Source organism: Psychrobacter nivimaris, from assembly GCF_043419765.1.
GTDB lineage: Bacteria > Pseudomonadota > Gammaproteobacteria > Pseudomonadales > Moraxellaceae > Psychrobacter.
Genome location: NZ_JBHOFX010000004.1, coordinates 141,465 through 162,135, shown reverse-complemented (window position 1 = coordinate 162,135; position 20,671 = coordinate 141,465). Strand labels below are relative to the sequence as shown.

Below are 20,671 nucleotides of genomic sequence, written 5' to 3'. Positions count from 1 at the left end.
AGCAATTACTGAGTGGCGCTTTTTGTTTTACGTAAGCTTTTAGGGCTATATAGAATAGACTACCCTATACCCTATACCCTATACCCTATCTTACGCACCAAAAACTTTCATACGCTCTTCGACTGGCTTAAATGCTTTTTCTCCCGCTGGCTGCTCAATCGTTCCAAATACCAATTGTGCATTTAGCGTCCAGTCTTTATCGATATCCCAAGCGCTAGCTACTTTTTGATCGATTACTGGATTGTAGTGCTGTAAGTTTGCGCCAACATCGATACTGGCGAGTGCCGTCCAGATAACATACTGATGCATGGCGCTGGTTTGACTTGCCCAAATTGGGAAGTTGTCAGCATATAGTGGCGCTGCTTCTTGCATGCCTCTGACGACTGCTTGATCTTCGAAAAACAATACAGTACCAGCACCATTACGGAAACCATTGACACGCTCTTTGGTCGATTTGAACTTCTCTTCGTCACCAACGATTTCGCGTAACGTATCTTCGGTCATGTCCCACAACTTACGATGATCATCGCCAAACAATACAACGATACGCGTAGATTGCGAGTTAAACGACGATGGCGTGTGCAAAATAGCATGCTCAACTATTTTTACGATTTCGTCATTAGCTACTGGTAGCTGGTTGCTTAGCGCATAGATAGAACGACGTTTCTCTGCTAGCTGCTGTAGTGTTGTTAAATCTGACATAGTGTTTCTCCACGTTGTTAGTAAAATAGTTGTTAATGGAAATAATTTTTAATATGAATGATTGTTGGTAAGAACATTCTAATTGATGAAGTGCTTTGCTCTTGACTATATAAATAGTGGTACTTCCATCACTAGTACACGGCTAGCTACTATTGCGTCCATCGTAAAGTTCTGAATATCCCAAATGCCAAGACCGTCACGAGTAGACAGGACTTGGCCATTTATCACGACCTCACCACTGAGGACAAATACGTAGACACCGTTGTTAGGATTATGTAACTGGTAAGTTTGCGATATACCTTCGTCAAAACCACCCATGCTAAACCAAGCATCTTGATGAATCCAAACACCTGCATCATCAGCATTAGGTGATAGCACTTGGCTAAACTCGTTAGGTCGCATGATATCGCCCATATGCACTTGCTGATAACGCGGTGCGACATTCATTTTGTTTGGTATCACCCAAATTTGCAAAAACCTCACAGCCTCTGCATCGTCACCGTTCATTTCACTATGGGTAATGCCTGTACCCGCTGACATCACTTGAATTTCACCAGTTTCTATGACGCCCTCGTTGCCGATACTATCGCCATGAGCGAGCTTGCCGGATAGAGGAATACTAATAATTTCCATGTTACGGTGCGAGTGATTACCAAACCCTTGACCGCCAATGACGAAATCATCATTAATAACGCGTAAGGCACCAAAGCCCATGCGCTCAGGATTATGATAATTGGCAAAGCTAAAGGTATGCCTGCTTTTAAGCCAGCCATGATTGGCATCGCCACGTGAGTCTGCTGCATGATAGATTGTTTTCATAATTCGTCCTTAGCTATCAACAGATTAATCCTCTATATACTTCTTATCGATTAATCTATTTAAACAATAGGCTTATTATAATTATTAATTCTACATAGATAAACAACACTAAATGCAATTAACTATTCTTTTTTATAGAACAATCAGAGCGGTTTTAACGTAATATAGATTTTTTACATATATTAGCACAGCTAACTTTATATAAATTACTTTAAGTTATGCTTATATAAAAAACTGTCTGCTGTTGAGATTTTCTGTGAAAATGTTCATGACGCTCTTTATTTGAAAGTACCCATTCATGATTGTTCTTCGTAAGCGTATAAGAGGTAACTCAGCTACTGATTGTTTATCGCTTATTGTCTATTGAGTAAGCACCCGCACCATGAGCAAGAATCATCAAAAACCCACCTGCGATCGAAATGTTTTTCATAAATGAGATCATCTGTGATTCATCAGTCCAGAACTGATGAAAAAGAATAGCTGACACGATGCTAAACCCGGAAAACAAGAGAGCGATTGGGCGAGCTTTATAACCTAGCAAGATAGCGATACCACCTAGTACCTCAAACGCGATTACCAATGGTAATAACATACCAGGCACACCTACTGACTCCATATAGCCTTGAGTAGTCGCATAATCTGTGATTTTACCAATGCCTGCAAAGATGAAAATGATTGATAATAATAGACGACCGAGCGGTGCGCTAAATTGCTGTAATTTGTCCATAATGATACTCCAAAAGTGTGTTTAATCATGTCTCTAAGTAGAGAATAGCGCGATTATAGGCGTTGACTAGCATGGGATAAACAGCAATAATCACAAATATAAGTTCTTGGTGTAAGAACAATCATGAGGCATCGATAATGGGTCAATTAGAAGACATGGCGATGTTTGTACGCATTGTTGAGGCAGGTAGTATTACCAAGGCTGCTGAGCAGTTAAATATTGCAAAATCAGCCGTCAGTCGCCGACTCAAAGAATTGGAAGAGCGTTTAGGCAGTCAGTTAATCAGCCGTACTACCCGCCAATCTAAATTGACGCAAGCTGGTGAGCAGTATTATCAGCAAGTGAACAATATCTTGCGTGCGGTTGACGCTGTCAATGAGCATGCTACTGACGCTCCCATGCGTATTGAAGGTACGCTAAAAATGACAGCGCCGTTGTCCTTTGGACTCATGCACTTGAACGATGTGATTGATAAATACGCCAATAAACATCCCAATCTGAGATTCGATCTGGATTTTTCTGACCGACGTATCGATTTGATTGAAGAAGGTTATGAGCTGGCTATTCGAATCGGCGAGTTACAAGATTCTAGCTATCAAGCCAAGCAGCTTGCATTGATTCGTTGTGTGATTTGCGCCAGTCCCGATTACTTAGCAAGAATGGGCACGCCTGAAACGCTAGACGATTTAGACAACCATGCGCTGTTGCAATACAGTCTCGGTCAAACCAATAGTATAAACTTGGTGGATACTGAAGGCAGAAGTCATCATCGTACGATAGATGCCAAAATCAAAGCCACCAATGGTGAGTTCTTAGTGGATTTGGCAGTCAAAGGCCATGGCGTTACCTTTGTGCCAACCTTTATAGCTTATAAACAACTGGCGCTGGGCGAGCTTGTACCTGTCTTCCAACACTATCAATTGCCAACCCTAACCGCTTATGCTGTTTATCCAAAAAATCGTTTTTTGTCGCAGCGTTGTCGTTACTTGATTGATTTTATTGCCGAGCAATTCGGTGACAATCCGTACTGGGATCAATATTAATCAACACTCTTATTATCCCTAACGATATCAATTGCTATTGATTTTGAGTCACCTTCTTCTCTGCTACTCTACTAATCGTCAGCCCCGTGAACCCGAATAGCAGCGTCAATAGCAATGACAAATAACAGAAGAATGCATAAGGTAGATAGTCTAATACCGGCACCCCTAGCGCCTGACTGATAAACACCCCGCACACACTCCAAGGCACCAATGGATTAATCACCGTCCCCGCATCCTCAATCGTCCGAGACAAATTCTTAGGATGTAAGTGTAAGCGCTCAAACGTTGAACGAAATGCCGTACCTGATAATAGAATACTCAAATACTGCTCACCGATCAGCACGTTAATGCTCAGTGCAGACATCGCTGCCGCAAAGATAGCTCGTCCTGATGTCGTCAGTGTGTCCTTAATACCAGATAGCAGTGCAGGCAAAATCCCTAATGCCGTTAGTAGACCACCCAAACTTAATGCCAGTATCACAATCGCCTGAGTAAAAAACATACTCTGCACACCGCCACGCGACAACATACCACCTACTTCCCCTAACTCTAATGACTCAGCAGGTGCATAGCCTGCAAACAGATAACCACCCAATTGACCAAAGCTTGGTGAGCTGTGTACATAAGTAATAATCAATGCCGCGGCAATAGTACAGATAATCGTATAAATGGCATTGACCCGAAACAGTGCCAATCCAACCAATATCACAAATGGCAGTACTGAATACCCATGTACCAGACCACTGTCTATCAGCTGACCTTGCAATATGGTCACTTGACTCAGATCAGCGCTGGTCGTCTGTCCTGAGAACATCCAAAACAGGATCACCGTCAGTATCCATGCAGGTACTGTCGTATACATCATATTGCGAATGTGTTCAAACAGATCGATACCGACTACTGAAGACGCAATCGTACAAGTATCAGACAAGGGCGACATCTTATCACCGAAGAACGCACCTGATACTACTGCCCCTGCCGCTATCGCCACATTGGCATCAAAGGCATTACTCATACCAATAAATGCCACACCAAGTGTTGCAGCGGTGGTCAAACTACTGCCTAGAGCAATACCAATAATAGAGGTTAAGATAAAGGCAGAGATATAGTAGTACTCAGGTGATATCAGCTGAAAGCCTACATACATAAGCGTAGGAATCGCTCCTGACATCATCAGAGCCGCAACCATCAGTCCGATAAAGAAGAACAGGTAGATGGCACCAATACCGCGCATAACACCTGAGGCCATTTGCGCTTGCATGTCATCAAAGCTGAGTCCTTTATACATACCAATAGCCAGTAGTACACAGATAGCCAAGATAAGAGATAGGTGCGGCACCCAGCCAAAGCCGATCATGGTGATACCCATGATACCGATGACGATGGCGGATATGATAAAGGCGAGCTTGGCACTGATTAATGTAAGCGGTTTTGGTGGCATTGGATGCCCTTATGTTGCTATAGGTTTAATTCGTTCAGGTATTCGGGGGTGCGCATCTATTCTTCAATATCGATAATCTCTGTCTTGCTGATAGTTAGCTTTAGTTTTTGATTTCTATGTTTTCGCTATTAGCTGACTTAGGACAGATTTTACACATAAAAAAAAGCCTCACTGTGAAGTGAGGCTTTTTGCGCTTTTTCAAGCCATATTTGGAGCGGGAAAAGAGATTCGAACTCTCGACCCCAACCTTGGCAAGGTTATGCTCTACCACTGAGCTATTCCCGCTTAGTATCAACCCGTAGCGTTGTTAACAACTACTCCGTCTCGATAGGCTGGCTATTTTAGCAAATATTCTGTGGGTGTCAACACCTTTTTTAGAATTTATTTCTAATATTATTAGCTAAATGCCCTTTTTATCGGATAAGTCAACATAAGCAATTGATTTAAAAACAGGAATTATTTTTAGCTAAATGAAAAATATTTCACATTAATCATAGAACTTTAAGTCTGGGCTCTACTTCCTTTAGTTTTATAGTGGTCATAAGACAATCGATAAAGTAAAAACTCACTATTTTTACTCTAATAAAAAGATATCGCACTTACAATCATACGCTTTATTGTTACTTTTCCTATCTTGGTTTTAGTTGGTTAATATTATTATACTTATGTCCAATGGCAGTTAAGGTAAACTTTTACTGTTTAAGCAGATGAATAACCACTACTAAAAGATTAATAAACATGGCTCCAACATCTGCTGCACTATTTTTTAACTTGTTTGACTTTATGTTTTTCCATCTTATCGAGAGGATATTTTTATGAAGAAGTTATTAACCACGACAGTGATGGCCGCTTCGTTGTCAGCACTGACCTTAACTGGTTGTACCAGCACTACCAATTCTGGCGCAGTTGGTGTTGATCGTCAGCAGTTGCTATTAGTGTCTAGTGAGCAAGTATTGGCGCTATCTGCCCAAAGCTATGCTAAAACAATACAAGACGCAAAATCAAAAGGTGTGCTAGATACCAATACTGCTCAGCTAAACCGCTTAAAAAATATTGCGAACCGTCTAGTCGGTCAAGTTGGCGTCTACCGCGCAGATGCAGCCAAATGGCAATGGGAAGTACACACTATCAAGTCTAACGATCTAAATGCCTTTGTGGTACCGGGTGGTAAGATTATGTTTTATTCGGGCATCATCGATCGTCTGAACCTCACTGATGATGAGATTGCTGCCATTATGGGTCATGAAATCTCTCATGCATTACGTGAGCATTCTCGCGAGCGTCTGTCACGCGAGTATGCAACTCAAACTGGTATTGGTCTGGCTGCTAGTATATTTGGCTTATCACAAGGACAGGCTGAGTTAGCTGGTACTGCGGGTAATTTAGGCTTGAGCCTACCCCACAGTCGCACTCAAGAAAGTGAAGCTGATCAGATCGGTCTTGAGCTGATGGCACGTGCAGGTTATAACCCTCAGGCGGCTGTTACCCTGTGGCAAAAAATGCAAAAAGCCAGCCAAGGTGAGCCACCACAATTCCTCAGCACTCACCCAACGAGTAGCAGCCGTATCGCAGAGTTACAGTCATTAATGCCAAAAGTTACACCTCTATATCAACAGTCGCGCCGCTAATAAGTAGCTAATTAGCTACCTTTATGCTGTAGCAGTGCGTGTTTAGATATCATAGAAGCAAAGTGCAGCCAAAGCGTTGTGCTTTGCTTTTTTAGTTATAGCCATACATGGCAGGTTTTATAATTGGCAAGCATTGCAGTTGATAAGCATTTTAATCGGCAGGGTTTGCAATTGTTCGATTTGGCAATCACACTCTATCCCGCCTACCGTGTCTGTTATAATGCCGATAAATATTATTTGCAGATTGCCCAATCAAATTGCACAAAATACATTGAAGGATTGTTATGAGTACCACACCTACTGCCAACGCACTTCATACCGAATTACAGGCACTTGCGCCGCAGCACATCGAACTGATCAATGAGTCGATGTCGCATGCCGGTTACTTTGAAGGTAAAGAAAGCCACTTTAAGCTCACTATCGTTAGCGATGCATTTGAAGGCAAAAGACTGGTCGGGCGTCATCAGCTGATATACGGCTTAGTCACGCCTTTACTCACTTCACAAGGCGGCCAAGTACATGCTCTCGCTATCCATGCCTATACTCCGACAGAATGGCAAGGTCAAAGCCCTGCGAGTCCATTATGTGCTGGTCAAAACAAATAGACAATTATGTTTGCATCGCAACTAACTATTCTAAATTAGCCTATATAATGCAGTTTTAGAGGGAGCAATATTCAATGAAACATCTACATATGCTGATGGCAGCGCTGACTGTTGCGCTATTTTTATATCAAAGCTACTTAGTACTCAGCGCAGATAGACGCGCACCACGAGCAGTCAAAATAGCCACACATATCATCTATGCCCTGCTTATCCTGTCAGGTGCAATGATGCTAATGCAATTGATGGGTGCCAACGCTCCTGTACAGTGGGTGTTTGCCAAAATCATCTTACTTATCGCGGCTATTAGCTCAAGTATCAAAGCGTTTAAGGTTGATGCGACACCTGTGCAAAGAAAAACAGGTATTCTTATCGCTGCCGTTGCCTATATTGGTATCGTGATACTTGCCTTTGCCAAGCCAGCAAACTTATTTTAATAGGCGATTTTCTATTTTAATAAGCAACCGTTTTAGAAAGCTGTCGATGTGTTGATGATATGATGCGAAAATTTTTCATCATCGATGGATTTTCAATATCTTAATTGCGCTATTTTTGCTATCTTAAATAGATATAAATACAATCACTTAGCCACTGGAGCCATTATGAAAACGTTTACGACAGCGACACTACTAGCTGGCATTTTTGCGCTCTCAGGCTGTGCCTCTACTGGTAACATCACCCCGCAATATGTACCGCCAAGTACTTATCAAAATTATAATTGCCAAGCACTTAGCCAAGAGTACACTCGCGTCAACCGCTATGTCGAAGCGGCTCGCAATGAGCAATCTACGCTATCGGCATCTGGCGTCGGTGTTGGTGTCTCTGCTGGACGTTGGGGTATCTCGCCGAATATCAGCTTTGGTCTAGGCAAGAGCAACAATACCAAAGCACGCGATGCAAAATTATCGCGTCTCTACGGTGAGCGTGATGCAATTGTCCAGTCGGCGCGCATTCAGCGTTGTAGCTTTGCCAATGGCATCAAGATTTATGGTGAGTAAAGTTAAGCAAATGTAAGGCTATCTGCACGACTAAGATAGTGTATGACGCCGTAAAATAGTACATGACACCATAAAATAGTACATGAAATAGCAAAAAGCCAATATGCAGATCGCATATTGGCTTTTTTATTGCTGCGGTTTTCTGTAAGAAAACATGAGTATTTGTATAAATAGTTTGGATGATAAAAAGACTTATCTGGTTCATACTACGACTGTAAGCTTTGCACCCACTGGATGATTTGATGACTTGGTAGCGCGCCTGATTGTCGCGCGACTTCTTTACCATTTCTAAAAGCAACCATCGTTGGCAAGCTGCGAATATTGTAAGGAGCGGATGCCTGCTCGTATTTATCCGTTTGTACCTTGGCAAAGACCACCTGTGGCAATTGGCTAGCAGCGCTCTTGAACTCTGGCGCCATCATGATGCAAGGCTGACACCAACTCGCCCAAAAATCCACGATAGTCAGCACATCGTTTTTTTGGATGACCTTATTGGCCGTTTGCGCATTTAGCTCATGCGGACTGGCAGTCAATAATGGCTGACCACATTTACCGCATTTTGGCGCAGCACTTAATCGTGCAGCAGGTACACGGTTAGTTGCTTGGCAATGTGGGCATACTAGATGAAAACTTTGCTCACTCATTATTTAATTCCTATTCTAATTATTTTGTTATTTCAAATACTGTTCATGAACCATTTTATATAAAAGCTAGTTACGTTGATTGATTACATGAATAATTTTAGCATAGTTAATTGGGCTTATCCTTTATGCCAGTTGCTGTGCCACACCGCTATACACATAGCTCATTGGTCTTGGGCCGGGCAAATACATTTCGCTCAATTCATCAATAGCAAAACCACCTTCTCTGATAAGCGCCGGAATATCGCGATTTAAATGACACCCACCTGCTATAGGTTTCCAAAAAGGCGTCAATCGATGCTGCCAACGCTCAACTAAAGAATCTGGCGCTACGCCATGCTCACAAAATAATAAGCGACCGTTAGGTTTTAACACGCGCGCCATTTCTCGGAGCGCGGCTACTGGGTCATCAATACTGCACAAGGTAAAAGTCATCACAATCGTATCAAATTGATCTGCATCGGCATGGATACCTTGTACATCGACGGCTATCACTTCAACCGGAATGCTAATGTCAGCTGCACGCTCACGAGCCAGCGACTGCATCTGAGCTGCTGGATCCACACCGATGATAGAGGAGACTTTGTTAGCATCATAAAACTGTAAGTTCAGACCGCTACCAATGCCGATCTCCAACACCTTACCGAGCGCTTGCGGAACAATTTTGGAACGTGCTTTCATCACATTGCCCACACTACAGGCGACATCGATCAGCTTGGGCAATACATAACGCTCGTAAGGATTCATGGCTATCTCCCGTTTATTGCACCGTCTGGTTTATTCACCGAGCACATTAATTGGTACTTTTAGATAACGCGTACCGTTGTCTTCTGGCTCGGGGAAATGTCCGGCATCGATATTGATTTGTACAGCAGGAATGATAAGGCGGGGCATATCTAAAGTCGCATCACGGCGATCACGCATCTGCACAAACTCTGCTTCGTTTATACTGTCTTTGACATGGATATTTTCTAGTTTTTGTGCGGCTACTGTCGTCGTTGGACAATGCTGACGACCTTTGCTTGGATAATCATGACACAGATACATGACCGTATCTTCAGGAAGTGCTAACAGCTTTTGAATAGACTGATAAAGCGTTTTGGCATCGCCGCCAGGGAAATCACAGCGCGCTGTACCGACATCAGGCGCAAACAATGTATCTCCAACGAATACTACTGTTTTTTCATCATCAGCGGCTAGATAGGCCATATCGGCACGTGTGTGACCGGGTACATACATCGCAGTAATAGTAATGTTGCCAAGCTCTAAGGTCTCGCCTTCGTCTGTTAAAATATCAAATTGGCTGGCATCAGTGCGGAAACTGGTGTCAAAGTTAAAAATTTGCTTAAAGATTTTTTGTACTTCGGTGATATGCTGACCGATGACTAACTGTCCGCCAAGGCTTTCTTTTACATGAATAGCCGCTGATAAATGATCTGCATGCGCATGGGTCTCGATAATGTACTTGAGCGTCCAATCTTGCTCACGTACAAACTCAATCACCTCATCGACACTGCTCGTATTGGTTCTGCCTGACTTAGCATCGAAGTTCAATACAGGATCGACAATGGCGCATAATTTTTGCTCGGTATCAGCAAGTACGTGGGTATAGGTTTCTGTATCGCTATCTAAAAAAGAATGAACTTGCATGGCGGCCTCTTTGATTATTTATACATAAGTTATTTATACATATTTTGGTCATAGGGATTTTTATCTTTAATTAACCCTTAAGTATGATATTCAGTCGTATATAATGCGTTCCTACGACTTATCTGATGCCACCAATATAACAACCACCATACAATTTATCAATTTATATAATGTAATTAATGATAACTTGCTATGTGGCGTGATATCATTGATAATCAACTATATATTGCTCAAAACATCATGGTATTTGTTACCCTCTAATGTAAGGAATTTGTTCTGACTATTTCTATTTCAGCCGAAGGTACACCTACTCGCAGTACCACTGACGATGGGTCATCTGATACTGCAGATTTAGTACCTGCCGATCTTGCTAAGCAAATGCAGCAAGCATCGCTACAAGCCAGCCAACTATTAAAGTCGCTATCGCACCCTGATCGCCTACTTCTTCTTTGTCAATTGACCCAAGGTGAATACTGTGTCGGTGAGCTGGAGGATTTGGTCGGGGTTGGACAGCCGAGCTTATCGCAGCAATTGGGTATATTGCGTAAAGACGAACTGGTCGCCACACGCCGCGAAGGTAAGCAAATTTACTATAGTATCGCAAGCGAGGATGCGCTAGCTGTACTCGATCTACTGTATCAACGTTTTTGTGCCAAAGCAGAATAACGCCGCCCTCGCCTAATTATTTATACTATCTACTGTGGTGATTGATATGTCCTCTATCGTCGCTCGTCTGATTCCAGCTTGGCTGCGTCAATACCAGCTCTCAGCGTTGCCGACTGATCTCGTCGCAGGCATAGTGGTGGGCGTGTTGGTCATACCGCAGAGCCTAGGTTACGCGGTGCTTGCAGGACTGCCACCTGTCTATGGCCTATATGCAGCGATCGTACCTGTCCTCGTTTATGCGTGGCTCGGCTCTAGCAACGTGCAAGCCGTAGGACCGGTTGCCATTACCGCCATCATGACCGCCAGTGGCTTATTGCCTTATGCCGAGCAAGGTACCGAACAGTATGCACTGATGGCTAGCTTATTGGCACTGATGGTAGGTGCACTGCTCTGGATTGCAGGCAGGTTAAAACTTGGCTGGATCATGCAGTTTATCAGTCGCGGTGTGTCCGCAGGGTTTGTAAGCGGTGCAGCGGTCCTTATATTTGTCAGTCAGCTCAAATATCTGACAGACATTCCGGTCACTGGCAATAGTTTGATTGGGTATTTGACTACCATGCAACGCTATGCCAGCCAGCTGCATCCATTGACCTTAGCTATTGGTGTGACCGCATTTGCGCTATTGGTTGCCAATCGCTATGCAAGTGAGTGGATATGGCAGACGTGGCTATCATCGTCATATGCTAAATGGGCAGAGCGCTTATTCCCGCTTATTTTACTTGGCATCGCTATCCTACTCAGTATGGCACTGCATTGGAGCACACATGGTGTGGCGACCATCGGTCGTATTCCACAAGGGCTACCGAGCTTTACGTTACCGCATATCTCAGACCTGCAAGAAGCACTGAAGCTTTTACCGACCGCAGGATTGATGGCACTGATCGTATTTGTATCGAGCAGTTCAGTTGCCAGTACTTATGCGCGCTTGCGTGGTGAAAGCTTTGATGCCAATCGTGAGTTAACTGGACTTGGGCTGGCCAATCTGTCTGGTGGACTGTTCCAAAGTTTTGCGGTTGCAGGAGGTTTTTCGCGTACGGCTATCAATGCCGACTCAGGCGCGAAGACACCACTAGCTAGTCTCGTTACCGTACTGGTAATGATTGCCGCGCTCATAGCCTTTAGCAATGCGCTTGCTCCACTACCCTATGCACTACTGGGCGCAACTATCATGGCCTCTATCATTGGCCTGATAGATATTGCGACGTTGAAATCTGCATGGCAGCGTGATCGCTTAGATGGTGCTAGCTTTTTGGCTGCGTTCGTCGGTGTGCTTATATTTGGACTAAACACGGGACTGGTCATTGGTCTAATGGTGTCATTCGCCAGTCTCATCTGGCAGTCGAGTAAGCCGCACGTGGCTGTCGTTGGACAGTTGGGCGGCACAGGGCATTTTCGTAATATTAATCGCCACGACGTCGTAACTTTTGACAACTTATTGATGTTGCGTATCGATGAGAGTTTGTTCTTTGGTAATAGTGAATCTGTACATCGACGTATCCTCAATGCCATGCAGCAATATCCCGATGCCAATGAAATTATATTGATTATGGCTGCCGTCAACCATATAGATCTGACCGCCCAAGAAATGCTTTGTACCTTAAACCACGAGTTGGCGTTACAGAACAAGCGCTTACATTTCAGCTTTATCAAAGGTCCTGTGATGGACATCATCGGTCACACCCCATTGATTAGTGAGCTATCAGGGCAGGTCTATCTGAGTACTTTAGATGCTGTCGATGCGTTAAAATAATCTATAGTTTGACCACAACAAATCTGCTGCTACATTAATTTCACTCAACCTCAATTACTATTGTCGCCTACAACACAATATCGCTATGATAGCGCCTGTGTTATGCTAGACGCACTAAATAGGGAATCAATTAACCTAGAAATCGGCCTAAAGAATGCTGGTTTATAGTCCTTTGATATTCTTAGCCCAACCCTCAATAATAAATATACCTTAACAAATATAACTGAACCTACTTTATGACCGATGATTTAACGATTTATAAGCAAATATACCCAAGCCAATGCGTTAAGATTGCTGAGCTTGGTTATCGCTCAGTGCTTAACATTCGGCCAGATGCCGAGATTGAGACACAGCCTAATAGCTGCGATTTGGCAACGGCTACCGAACAGGCAAACCTAGCGTATCAACATCTACCGTTTGATGATGAGCGTTTAAGTATGCTGACAGTCGAGCAGTTTGCCGATTTCTATCACTCAATGCCCAAACCTATATTAATGTTTTGCGGTACTGGGGCACGCGCCAAGCTACTGTACCAAAGCGCATTGATGCAAGGTCTGTTATAACAACAACCGTAGCTCGAATTAACACGTTTTATAAACCCAACAACACCAATAAAAAAAAGGAGCTCTTATGAGCCATGAAGTTAGCTTTACCGGACAAATCACGCCTGACCAAGTGCCTATGATTGCCGAAAATGGTTTCAAAACCATTATTAATAACCGTCCTGATGGTGAAGAGCCAAATCAGCCAACCAGTGCCGAAATCGAAGCAGCAGCCAAAGAAGCTGGACTTGCTTATAAAGAGATTTCTTTTGCAGGTAATGAGCTGAACCAAACTCACGTCGAAACGTTTGCAGATTTCTTTAATCAAGCTGAGCAGCCAATGCTGATTTTTTGCCGCACGGGTAACCGCTCAAACGGTATCTATGAAGCAGCTAAGCAAATGGATTTACTAGACGACTAGTACAGCATAAACAGACTAGACAGTTAGAGTATTTAGCCCACAGAATCTTGTGGGCTTTTTATTGTGCTTATCATTATGCTCAATATGCTCAAAGTTTCATTAGCCACAAACAGCCCAATCACTACCTAGTCACTGCCTGATCATTTCCCGATAGCTTCCAACAACCTCGACCAACCTCAATAGTCACGACAAGTGGGTTACTATACGAGCGTAATACCGCTATTATCACTTGATAGGCTTGATCTAGCTTGGTGGTTGAGACACCTAAATAGCTAGACGATTAAATACCTAAACACATGGAATGTGAGCAGCTGTATGGTGACAAGGTTGCCCCGCTGCTATTTACTTTCAAAACGCCATCTTGGTATGGCATTTTAGTTTTACAAGGAATGTTTGATGAATAATACCGCGCTAGCATTACTGCCACTAGCCCTTGCCTACATTATGTTCACTCTAGGAGCAGGATTAAAACTTAGTGATTTTAAGGTCATTGCCAAATATCCAAAAGCGTTCTTTGTTGGCTTAATCAATCAAGTTGTTCTGGTACCGTTGGTTGCGCTAGTAGTCGTGTTAGTGACGGCACCGCCACCAGCCATTGCTTTTGGGATTATGCTGATTAGTTTTTGCCCCGGTGGCGTCACTAGCAACATGCTGACCTACTATGCCAAAGGAAATGTCGCACTCTCTATCGCGTTGACTGGTGTGGTCAGCATATTGTCGGTAATTACGCTGCCCATTTTAATTACGTTGGCTTTTGATCATTTCATGAAAGATCAGGCGAACTCTATTAGCGCGATAAAGATTGGCCTAGTCATGTTCTTATTGACCACATTGCCAGTGTCTCTTGGTATGCTTGCTCGCCACAAATTTACTGACTTTATGGTACGTCATAGCAGCCTTCTAAACGGCTTGGCTAGTGTGTTTTTTGTACTAATTGTCTTCGCTGCTATTGCCTCTAACTGGCAACTACTACAATCACAGTTCACTCAAATTGGTTTAGAACTTATCTTTATCATTGCTGTTTTATTTGCTATTAGCATCTCGATCTCTAGAGTCCTAAAGCTCAGCTGGTTTGATACCAAAACCATCTCAATAGAAACCAGTATCCAAAATAGCACGACGGCTATTACCTTAGCCCCTATCATTATGGGTGTGAGCACACTACCCGTCATCGCGCTGCCTGCTGCTTTGTACGGTGTGCTGATGTATGTTGTTGCGCTGCCCGTTATTTTCCTAATCAAAAACAAGAACAAGAACTGATGATAGCGAATGTAATAAATAAAAAGCGTCCTTCTCAGTAAGTGCCCGTCTAAATAAGCGCCCTTCCAAACATTGGAGGGGCACTTTTTTTGGAATAGGATTTAAATGATAGAAATACGGCTCGGGTTATAGACTGTTCAAGGCTCAATATTGAGTACATAATAAAATGCTACTGTTATCGCTTAATAGGACTCTATGATGCAAAAACCGCTATTAATTATTGGTAATAAAAACTACTCATCTTGGTCGCTACGAGCATGGCTGTTGCTCAAAGCCTTCAATGTTAATTTTGATGAGCAACTTGTCGAGTTGTTTCATCCATCAGCACGTCCAACGCTTGAAGCGCATTCACCAACGGGTAAAGTGCCTATTTTAGTCTATGGTAAAAAACATAATAAAGTATCCGTTTGGGACACCTTAGCGATTGCTATGCATGTCAATGAGTACTTTACGGATATTGATATTTGGACAGGTATTGATAAATCCAACGCTGAAAAACGAAATAATAACCAAAGTAGAATAAATAGCGCTTATTGCCAAAGCATCGTGGCTGAGATGCATTCGGGATTGACAGGTGTTCGTAACGAGATGCCGATGAATATACGAGCAACGGCTAAGATACAACCAAGTAATGCTTGTTTGGCTGATATTGCTCGTATCGAAGACATTTTTGCCGATTGTTTAAAAGATCGCTCAGCAGACAGTTTCTTATTCGGAGATTTCACAGTAGCTGATGTCTTCTTCGCTCCAGTGGTGCTGCGATTACAGACTTATGCTGATACGTCCAATATTACTTTGCAGCCACTTACCAAGCAGTATTGCCAAACTATGTTAAATCATCCGCACATACAGACGTGGCAACAATCAGCACTGACAGAAACTCGTATTATTGAAGAAGATGAAGCAGGCGAGATCATGTCGTTAGCTGGCGTATTGGCGAATAAATAATATCTTGCATAAAAAAACCACTTTAACTACGTTAAAGTGGTTTTTTCTTTCATGAGAAGTAAAGCCTACGGGTACTACTGTTTTTGGTCTAACGCTTCTTTCACTGCTTTTTTACCCCATGCGCTCAAATCGAGATCCAACTTCTCATACTCTTGCGCATCAAATAACGGCTCTTTAACCCCTGATTTTAACTGACTTGCAAAGTCGTCAAGTAGACGCTTAGCTCGTGGAAATAACATTATCAAGGCCAATAAGTTTGCTAACGCTAGCACGCCCATCAACGGATCAGCGAAGAAGAACACTGCGGTTGCTGCAGGAGCCACTGCGCCCAAGAATAATACCGCAATCACCACAACTCGCAAAACCAGAGTCGCCATTTTAATATTCTTTTTAATCAAGAAATTAATGGCATTTTCACCCATATAATAGTTATACATGATAGAGCTTAGGGCAAATAGCAATATCGATATGGTGAGAATATACTGCGCCCAATCCCCAAGCTGGGTCGTGAGCGCTTGCTGTGCCAGTACAATACCATCGACTTCAGCACCTGGTTGATATACGCCGCTCAATAAAATCATAAATGCTGTGGCACTACATACGATTATCGTATCAATAAACACGGACAATGACTGCGAGATACCCTGACTCACAGGATGAGTGGCGTAAGCGGTGGCGGCAATATTAGGTGCAGAACCCAAACCTGCTTCATTAGAGAATAAACCACGCTTCATACCTTGCTCAATCGCCACACCAATACCACCACCCACGACAGATTCAATGCCAAAAGCATTTTTGACAATCATTACCATCAGTGCAGGCAGTTCTGTAAAGTTAAACGCAATAATAATAAGTGCCATACTGATATAGATTAATGCCATAACAGGAATGACAACGTCGGCTACTTTTGCAATGCGCTGAATACCGCCAAAGACAATAAATCCACCTGCAATCACCAGAACCAGACCCGTTATCCAACGGTCAATCCCAAAGCTTTCAAGCGCTGAGCCTGCTACTGTGTTGCCCTGAAACGCCACAAACCCGATAGAAAAAGACAGTAGTAGCGAGATCGCATAAATAACAGCAAGCCAGCGATAGTCTTTACCTAACCCATGTAAAATATAGGTCGCAGGGCCACCGCGAAAGTTACCATCATTGTCTCTACGCTTATAAAGCTGGGCTAAGCTACACTCGACAATGCTGGTCATCATGCCAATTAAGGCCACAACCCACATCCAGAATACCGCTCCTGGACCCCCTAAAGAGATGGCAACCGCAACGCCAGCAATATTACCGCCGCCTACACGTCCACCGATAGAAACGAGCAACGCCTGACGGGCAGAAATCCCGTCGTCTCCTACTTCATCCGTTTTGAACACACGGAACATACGTTTAAAATATCTAAACTGGGCAAACCTACCTACGATGGTAAATAATAAACCAAAGATAATTAGCATAGGCACAAGTGCCCAGCCCCACGTTAGATCCCCGATTAGGGCAAAAAAAGCTTCAATGTATTCCATGCCTACTTTCCTTATAGTTCATGACGCTATGTTAGGTTTTATTGCATACATTATTGCATCAACAACACCAGTTTGTAATGCAAATGTCGAGTTTGTAACGTAAATACTGATATTTTCTGAGTGAAATCGCGTTATTTGTTTACTTAAGAGTCCATTTTCTAAATATCAGGATTTTTTATATAAACGTATTTATGCGATAGCATAAAAAAACCACCTCAACCGAGGTGGCCTTTTATACTGAAACTAAACTAAACAGCTTACTGCATGACCAAGTATTCAAACGCTGATAATGCCGCTTTACTACCTTCACCCATCGCAATGTTAATTTGCTTAAATGGTACAGTGGTTACATCACCACATGCAAAGATACCCTTACGATCTGTACGGCAGCGCTCATCGATTTCGATCTCACCAAAGCGGTTTAGATCAACGAAGCCTTTGATGAATCCAGTGTTTGGTACTAAACCAATCTGTACAAACACCCCTGATAAATCACGCTCATGAGTCTCACCTGTGCTGCGATCTTGGTAGACGATAGACGATACTTTGCCATCAGTCGCTTTGATCTCTTGTGTCGCTGCACCAGTAATGAACTCAATGTTAGTTTTCTCTTTGGCTTTATTGATCAGTACTTGGTCAGCTTTCAATTCATCAGCGAACTCGAGTACAGTAACGTGATTGACGATACCTGCCAAATCTAGTGCTGCCTCAACGCCTGAGTTACCACCGCCGATCACTGAGATATCTTTACCTTTAAAGAATGGGCCATCACAATGCGCACAGAAAGCCACGCCTTTACCGATATTTTCTTCTTCGCCCGGTACACCAAGCTTTCTCCACTGAGCACCTGTCGCCAAGATGATACTACGAGTATTAAAAGTCTCACCAGTATTTAGGTGGATACTGTAGTTCTCTTCTTCAGTCTCGCCAATTTCTTTAACGCTCACATGCTCTTTCAATGTGATGTTGTATTCAGCCAAGTGCTTAACAAAGTTGGTCGATAAATCCGTACCATTAGTGAGCGGTACTGAGATCAAGTTTTCGATATCTTGCGTGTCTTTTACCTGTCCACCGATACGATCAGCAACCATTGTAACTTTTAAGCCTTTACGCGCTGTGTAGATGGCAGCAGCCACACCTGCAGGGCCAGCACCGATGATAGTAACGTCTTGCTGCTCTAATTGCTCAGCATCGTCTTCTACTTCTGACAGTAAATCAGGGAACTGCTCTTGCAATTTTCCAATCAATTTAGCAGTGTCGATCAGACCATTAGCAAATGGCTTACCGTTTAAAAATACAGCTGGTACGCCTTGGATTTTGTTCGCCTCTACTTGCTCTTGGAACAATGCACCATCGATCATTTCATTGCTGATACCATCGTTTAATAGCGCGAACTGGTTCAATGCTTGAACGACTTCTGGGCAGCTATGGCATGACAATGACACGTAGGTCTGGAACTGTAATGGCTTGTTAAAGCGCTTAACTAACTTTTGGATGCCTTCATCCAACTTTAGCGTATGACCACCCGCTTGCAGAATAGCCAAAATTAATGAAGTAAACTCATGACCACCTGGAATACCGCTAAATACGATACCAGTATCATCTGATGCGCCATCAATATGACTGACTACTTTAAAACTAATCGCACTAGGCAAACTATCGTCAGTTGCTTCTGCATCGAAGTTGATTTTGTCTGTTGTTCCAGCAATCTTGGTCAAAAAATCTACCAATTCTGCACGTTTTGCATGCGTACCAGTACCCAATATAAAGGTAATTGGGCGTGTCATATTTTCGCTATAGCTCTTAACGGCATCTAATAAATTCTGATCTATCATGTTTGTTCCTCATTATGACTGAATATGTAACGGCAGCTGTCATGCTACGCGTCTAAATATAAAATAGTTGGTGTTAATAATTTTGTATAAAAGGTTATATATAGTGGGCTCTTGCCCTTTGATGTGTCTATTATCAAGCGTTTAGCGAATTTCAGCAAGCTGAGAAACTCAAACTTTATGTTTTATAAAACCAATCGTTTATTAACTTAAATAATTAAATATAAATACATAAGCAAATGATAGTGATGGTACATGGTCTATTTTTTCGCTACAATCGAATGGTATTGATAGCAATATGCATTATCAATATCGTGAAGTAACTATCTTTATTACCATTAAACTTTCACCCCTTCCAAACAAAGTCTCACCATCATAAGCGTCTTAATCATAACGTGCTTACGCTTATTCTAAGCCTGCACTAAATAACAAGGATGACAACATGACAATGACAGACACATGGCAAGATCACAGTGATATTATTGATGAGCTAAAACAAAAGGACACGCATTTTGCGAGTATCTTTGACGAGCATACGACTCTAGATAGGCAAATTAATAAGCTTGAAAACGATGTGGTCAAGCATGCCAGTCGCGACGAAGAAATCGAACAGATGAAACGACGAAAGCTACAGCTTAAAGACGAGATTTATAAAACCATTGATAAAAATAAAGCACAGTCTCGCGCTTAATATTGCGTCTATACTTAGAGATATGCTGAAAAAATAATACTAACAATACCTATGTTTAAGACGTAAAAAGACCCCATCAACTTATGTTAATGGGGTCTTTATTTGTAGCACTGACTTAAATCAGATGTTTAAGATACAGCACTACTTTTATCTAAGTATGAAATGTCTACTTAGATTTTGCCAACTAGGTCAAGACTTGGCTTCAATGTGTCGCCGCCTTGTTCCCAAGCTGCTGGGCAAACTTCGCCGTCGTTTTCACGAACATACTGTGCTGCTTTCACTTTACGTAGCATGTCTTTTGCACTACGGCCGATACCGCCAGCATGGATTTCAGCGACTTGGATCAAGCCATCAGGATCTACTAAGAACGTACCGCGCTCAGCCAAACCTGCTTCTTCAATCATCACGTTAAAGCCGCGAGTGATTTTGCCAGTAGGATCGCCGATCATTGGGTATTGTACTTTACCGATAGCTTCTGAAGAATCATGCCATGCTTTGTGCGTGAAATGCGTGTCAGTAGATACTGAGTATACTTCAACACCAAGACCTTTTAGCTCGTCATAATGAGCGGCCATGTCTTCTAGCTCAGTTGGGCAAACGAACGTGAAATCAGCTGGGTAAAATAGGAAAATCGCCCAGTTGCCTTTTACGTCTTCTGAAGTGATGGTTTTGAACTCACCGTTTACGTATGCATCTGCTGAAAATTCTGGGATTTCTTGATTGATGATAGACGCCATGGTTGGCTCCTCTATAGTTAAGTAAATTGGAAATTATTTATATGGTTTTT

The 20,671-nt window shown here is 42.7% G+C and carries 22 protein-coding genes and 1 tRNA gene; 12 read left to right on the top strand and 11 right to left on the bottom strand.

Annotated features, from left to right (window positions below; genetic code table 11):
- Positions 1–90: 90 nt before the first annotated feature.
- From ACHEVO_RS10145 to ACHEVO_RS10135, 3 genes are all read right to left on the bottom strand, one after another.
- Entirely contained in the window at positions 91–702 is a 612-nt protein-coding gene (locus tag ACHEVO_RS10145; protein ID WP_057761493.1) for a nitroreductase family protein, read from the bottom strand.
- A gap of 105 nt (positions 703–807) precedes the next feature.
- Complete coding sequence (locus tag ACHEVO_RS10140) at positions 808–1,521, bottom strand: pirin family protein (protein WP_394124824.1); 714 nt, start codon at positions 1,519–1,521, stop codon at positions 808–810.
- Positions 1,522–1,867: 346 nt separating this feature from the next.
- Positions 1,868–2,248: a DoxX family protein gene (locus ACHEVO_RS10135; protein WP_394124823.1), complete on the bottom strand. Its 381-nt coding sequence runs from the start codon at positions 2,246–2,248 to the stop codon at positions 1,868–1,870.
- Positions 2,249–2,385: 137 nt separating this feature from the next.
- Between ACHEVO_RS10135 and ACHEVO_RS10130 the strand changes: the two genes are divergently transcribed.
- Positions 2,386–3,291, top strand: a complete 906-nt coding sequence (locus ACHEVO_RS10130; protein WP_394124822.1) for a LysR family transcriptional regulator — start codon at positions 2,386–2,388, stop codon at positions 3,289–3,291.
- 34 nt (positions 3,292–3,325) lie between these two features.
- Here the strand turns inward: ACHEVO_RS10130 and ACHEVO_RS10125 are convergent, their stop codons facing one another.
- The gene (locus ACHEVO_RS10125) at positions 3,326–4,732 is read right to left on the bottom strand and encodes a Na+/H+ antiporter NhaC family protein (protein WP_394124821.1); all 1,407 of its coding nucleotides are present in this window, start codon (positions 4,730–4,732) and stop codon (positions 3,326–3,328) included.
- Between the two features lie 210 nt (positions 4,733–4,942).
- Positions 4,943–5,017, bottom strand: a tRNA-Gly gene (locus ACHEVO_RS10120).
- A 530-nt stretch (positions 5,018–5,547) separates the two neighbouring features.
- Here ACHEVO_RS10120 and ACHEVO_RS10115 point away from each other — a divergent pair.
- The 4 genes from ACHEVO_RS10115 to ACHEVO_RS10100 all read left to right on the top strand — a co-directional run bounded on the left by ACHEVO_RS10115 (position 5,548) and on the right by ACHEVO_RS10100 (position 7,960).
- Positions 5,548–6,360, top strand: coding sequence for a M48 family metallopeptidase (locus tag ACHEVO_RS10115; RefSeq protein WP_057761502.1), 813 nt, complete (start codon positions 5,548–5,550; stop codon positions 6,358–6,360).
- Between the two features lie 284 nt (positions 6,361–6,644).
- On the top strand, positions 6,645–6,965 hold the full coding sequence (locus ACHEVO_RS10110) for a BolA family protein (RefSeq protein ID WP_394124820.1): 321 nt from the start codon (positions 6,645–6,647) through the stop codon (positions 6,963–6,965).
- 74 nt (positions 6,966–7,039) lie between these two features.
- The gene (locus tag ACHEVO_RS10105; protein WP_057761505.1) at positions 7,040–7,399 is read left to right on the top strand and encodes a SirB2 family protein; all 360 of its coding nucleotides are present in this window, start codon (positions 7,040–7,042) and stop codon (positions 7,397–7,399) included.
- A 165-nt stretch (positions 7,400–7,564) separates the two neighbouring features.
- Positions 7,565–7,960 (top strand): hypothetical protein, encoded by a 396-nt coding sequence (locus ACHEVO_RS10100; RefSeq protein ID WP_057761508.1) that lies wholly within the window; start codon positions 7,565–7,567, stop codon positions 7,958–7,960.
- 206 nt (positions 7,961–8,166) lie between these two features.
- Here the strand turns inward: ACHEVO_RS10100 and trxC are convergent, their stop codons facing one another.
- The 3 genes from trxC to ACHEVO_RS10085 all read right to left on the bottom strand — a co-directional run bounded on the left by trxC (position 8,167) and on the right by ACHEVO_RS10085 (position 10,251).
- Complete coding sequence (gene trxC, locus ACHEVO_RS10095) at positions 8,167–8,604, bottom strand: thioredoxin TrxC (protein WP_394124819.1); 438 nt, start codon at positions 8,602–8,604, stop codon at positions 8,167–8,169.
- 123 nt (positions 8,605–8,727) lie between these two features.
- Positions 8,728–9,348, bottom strand: a complete 621-nt coding sequence (locus ACHEVO_RS10090; protein ID WP_394124818.1) for a class I SAM-dependent methyltransferase — start codon at positions 9,346–9,348, stop codon at positions 8,728–8,730.
- Positions 9,349–9,378: 30 nt separating this feature from the next.
- On the bottom strand, positions 9,379–10,251 hold the full coding sequence (locus ACHEVO_RS10085) for an MBL fold metallo-hydrolase (RefSeq protein ID WP_394124817.1): 873 nt from the start codon (positions 10,249–10,251) through the stop codon (positions 9,379–9,381).
- A gap of 378 nt (positions 10,252–10,629) precedes the next feature.
- Between ACHEVO_RS10085 and ACHEVO_RS10080 the strand changes: the two genes are divergently transcribed.
- The 6 genes from ACHEVO_RS10080 (at position 10,630) to ACHEVO_RS10055 (ending at position 15,838) form a co-directional block, all read left to right on the top strand.
- On the top strand, positions 10,630–10,917 hold the full coding sequence (locus tag ACHEVO_RS10080; RefSeq protein WP_057761516.1) for an ArsR/SmtB family transcription factor: 288 nt from the start codon (positions 10,630–10,632) through the stop codon (positions 10,915–10,917).
- Between the two features lie 46 nt (positions 10,918–10,963).
- Entirely contained in the window at positions 10,964–12,667 is a 1,704-nt protein-coding gene (locus ACHEVO_RS10075) for a SulP family inorganic anion transporter (RefSeq protein ID WP_394124816.1), read from the top strand.
- 236 nt (positions 12,668–12,903) lie between these two features.
- The gene (locus ACHEVO_RS10070; RefSeq protein WP_057761519.1) at positions 12,904–13,230 is read left to right on the top strand and encodes a beta-lactamase hydrolase domain-containing protein; all 327 of its coding nucleotides are present in this window, start codon (positions 12,904–12,906) and stop codon (positions 13,228–13,230) included.
- Positions 13,231–13,297: 67 nt separating this feature from the next.
- The gene (locus ACHEVO_RS10065; RefSeq protein WP_057761521.1) at positions 13,298–13,630 is read left to right on the top strand and encodes a TIGR01244 family sulfur transferase; all 333 of its coding nucleotides are present in this window, start codon (positions 13,298–13,300) and stop codon (positions 13,628–13,630) included.
- A 396-nt stretch (positions 13,631–14,026) separates the two neighbouring features.
- On the top strand, positions 14,027–14,890 hold the full coding sequence (locus ACHEVO_RS10060) for a bile acid:sodium symporter family protein (protein ID WP_394124815.1): 864 nt from the start codon (positions 14,027–14,029) through the stop codon (positions 14,888–14,890).
- A gap of 195 nt (positions 14,891–15,085) precedes the next feature.
- Entirely contained in the window at positions 15,086–15,838 is a 753-nt protein-coding gene (locus tag ACHEVO_RS10055; protein WP_394124814.1) for a glutathione S-transferase family protein, read from the top strand.
- Positions 15,839–15,912: 74 nt separating this feature from the next.
- On the opposite strand, the gene ACHEVO_RS10050 is transcribed toward ACHEVO_RS10055, so the two are convergent.
- Positions 15,913–17,361 (bottom strand): alanine/glycine:cation symporter family protein, encoded by a 1,449-nt coding sequence (locus tag ACHEVO_RS10050; protein ID WP_394124813.1) that lies wholly within the window; start codon positions 17,359–17,361, stop codon positions 15,913–15,915.
- A 257-nt stretch (positions 17,362–17,618) separates the two neighbouring features.
- The gene (gene ahpF / locus ACHEVO_RS10045; protein ID WP_394124812.1) at positions 17,619–19,196 is read right to left on the bottom strand and encodes an alkyl hydroperoxide reductase subunit F; all 1,578 of its coding nucleotides are present in this window, start codon (positions 19,194–19,196) and stop codon (positions 17,619–17,621) included.
- A gap of 439 nt (positions 19,197–19,635) precedes the next feature.
- On the opposite strand from ahpF, the gene ACHEVO_RS10040 reads away from it, so the two are divergent.
- Complete coding sequence (locus ACHEVO_RS10040; protein WP_057761532.1) at positions 19,636–19,884, top strand: YdcH family protein; 249 nt, start codon at positions 19,636–19,638, stop codon at positions 19,882–19,884.
- A gap of 170 nt (positions 19,885–20,054) precedes the next feature.
- On the opposite strand, the gene ahpC is transcribed toward ACHEVO_RS10040, so the two are convergent.
- Positions 20,055–20,621, bottom strand: a complete 567-nt coding sequence (gene ahpC, locus ACHEVO_RS10035; RefSeq protein ID WP_057761534.1) for an alkyl hydroperoxide reductase subunit C — start codon at positions 20,619–20,621, stop codon at positions 20,055–20,057.
- Positions 20,622–20,671: the final 50 nt, after the last annotated feature.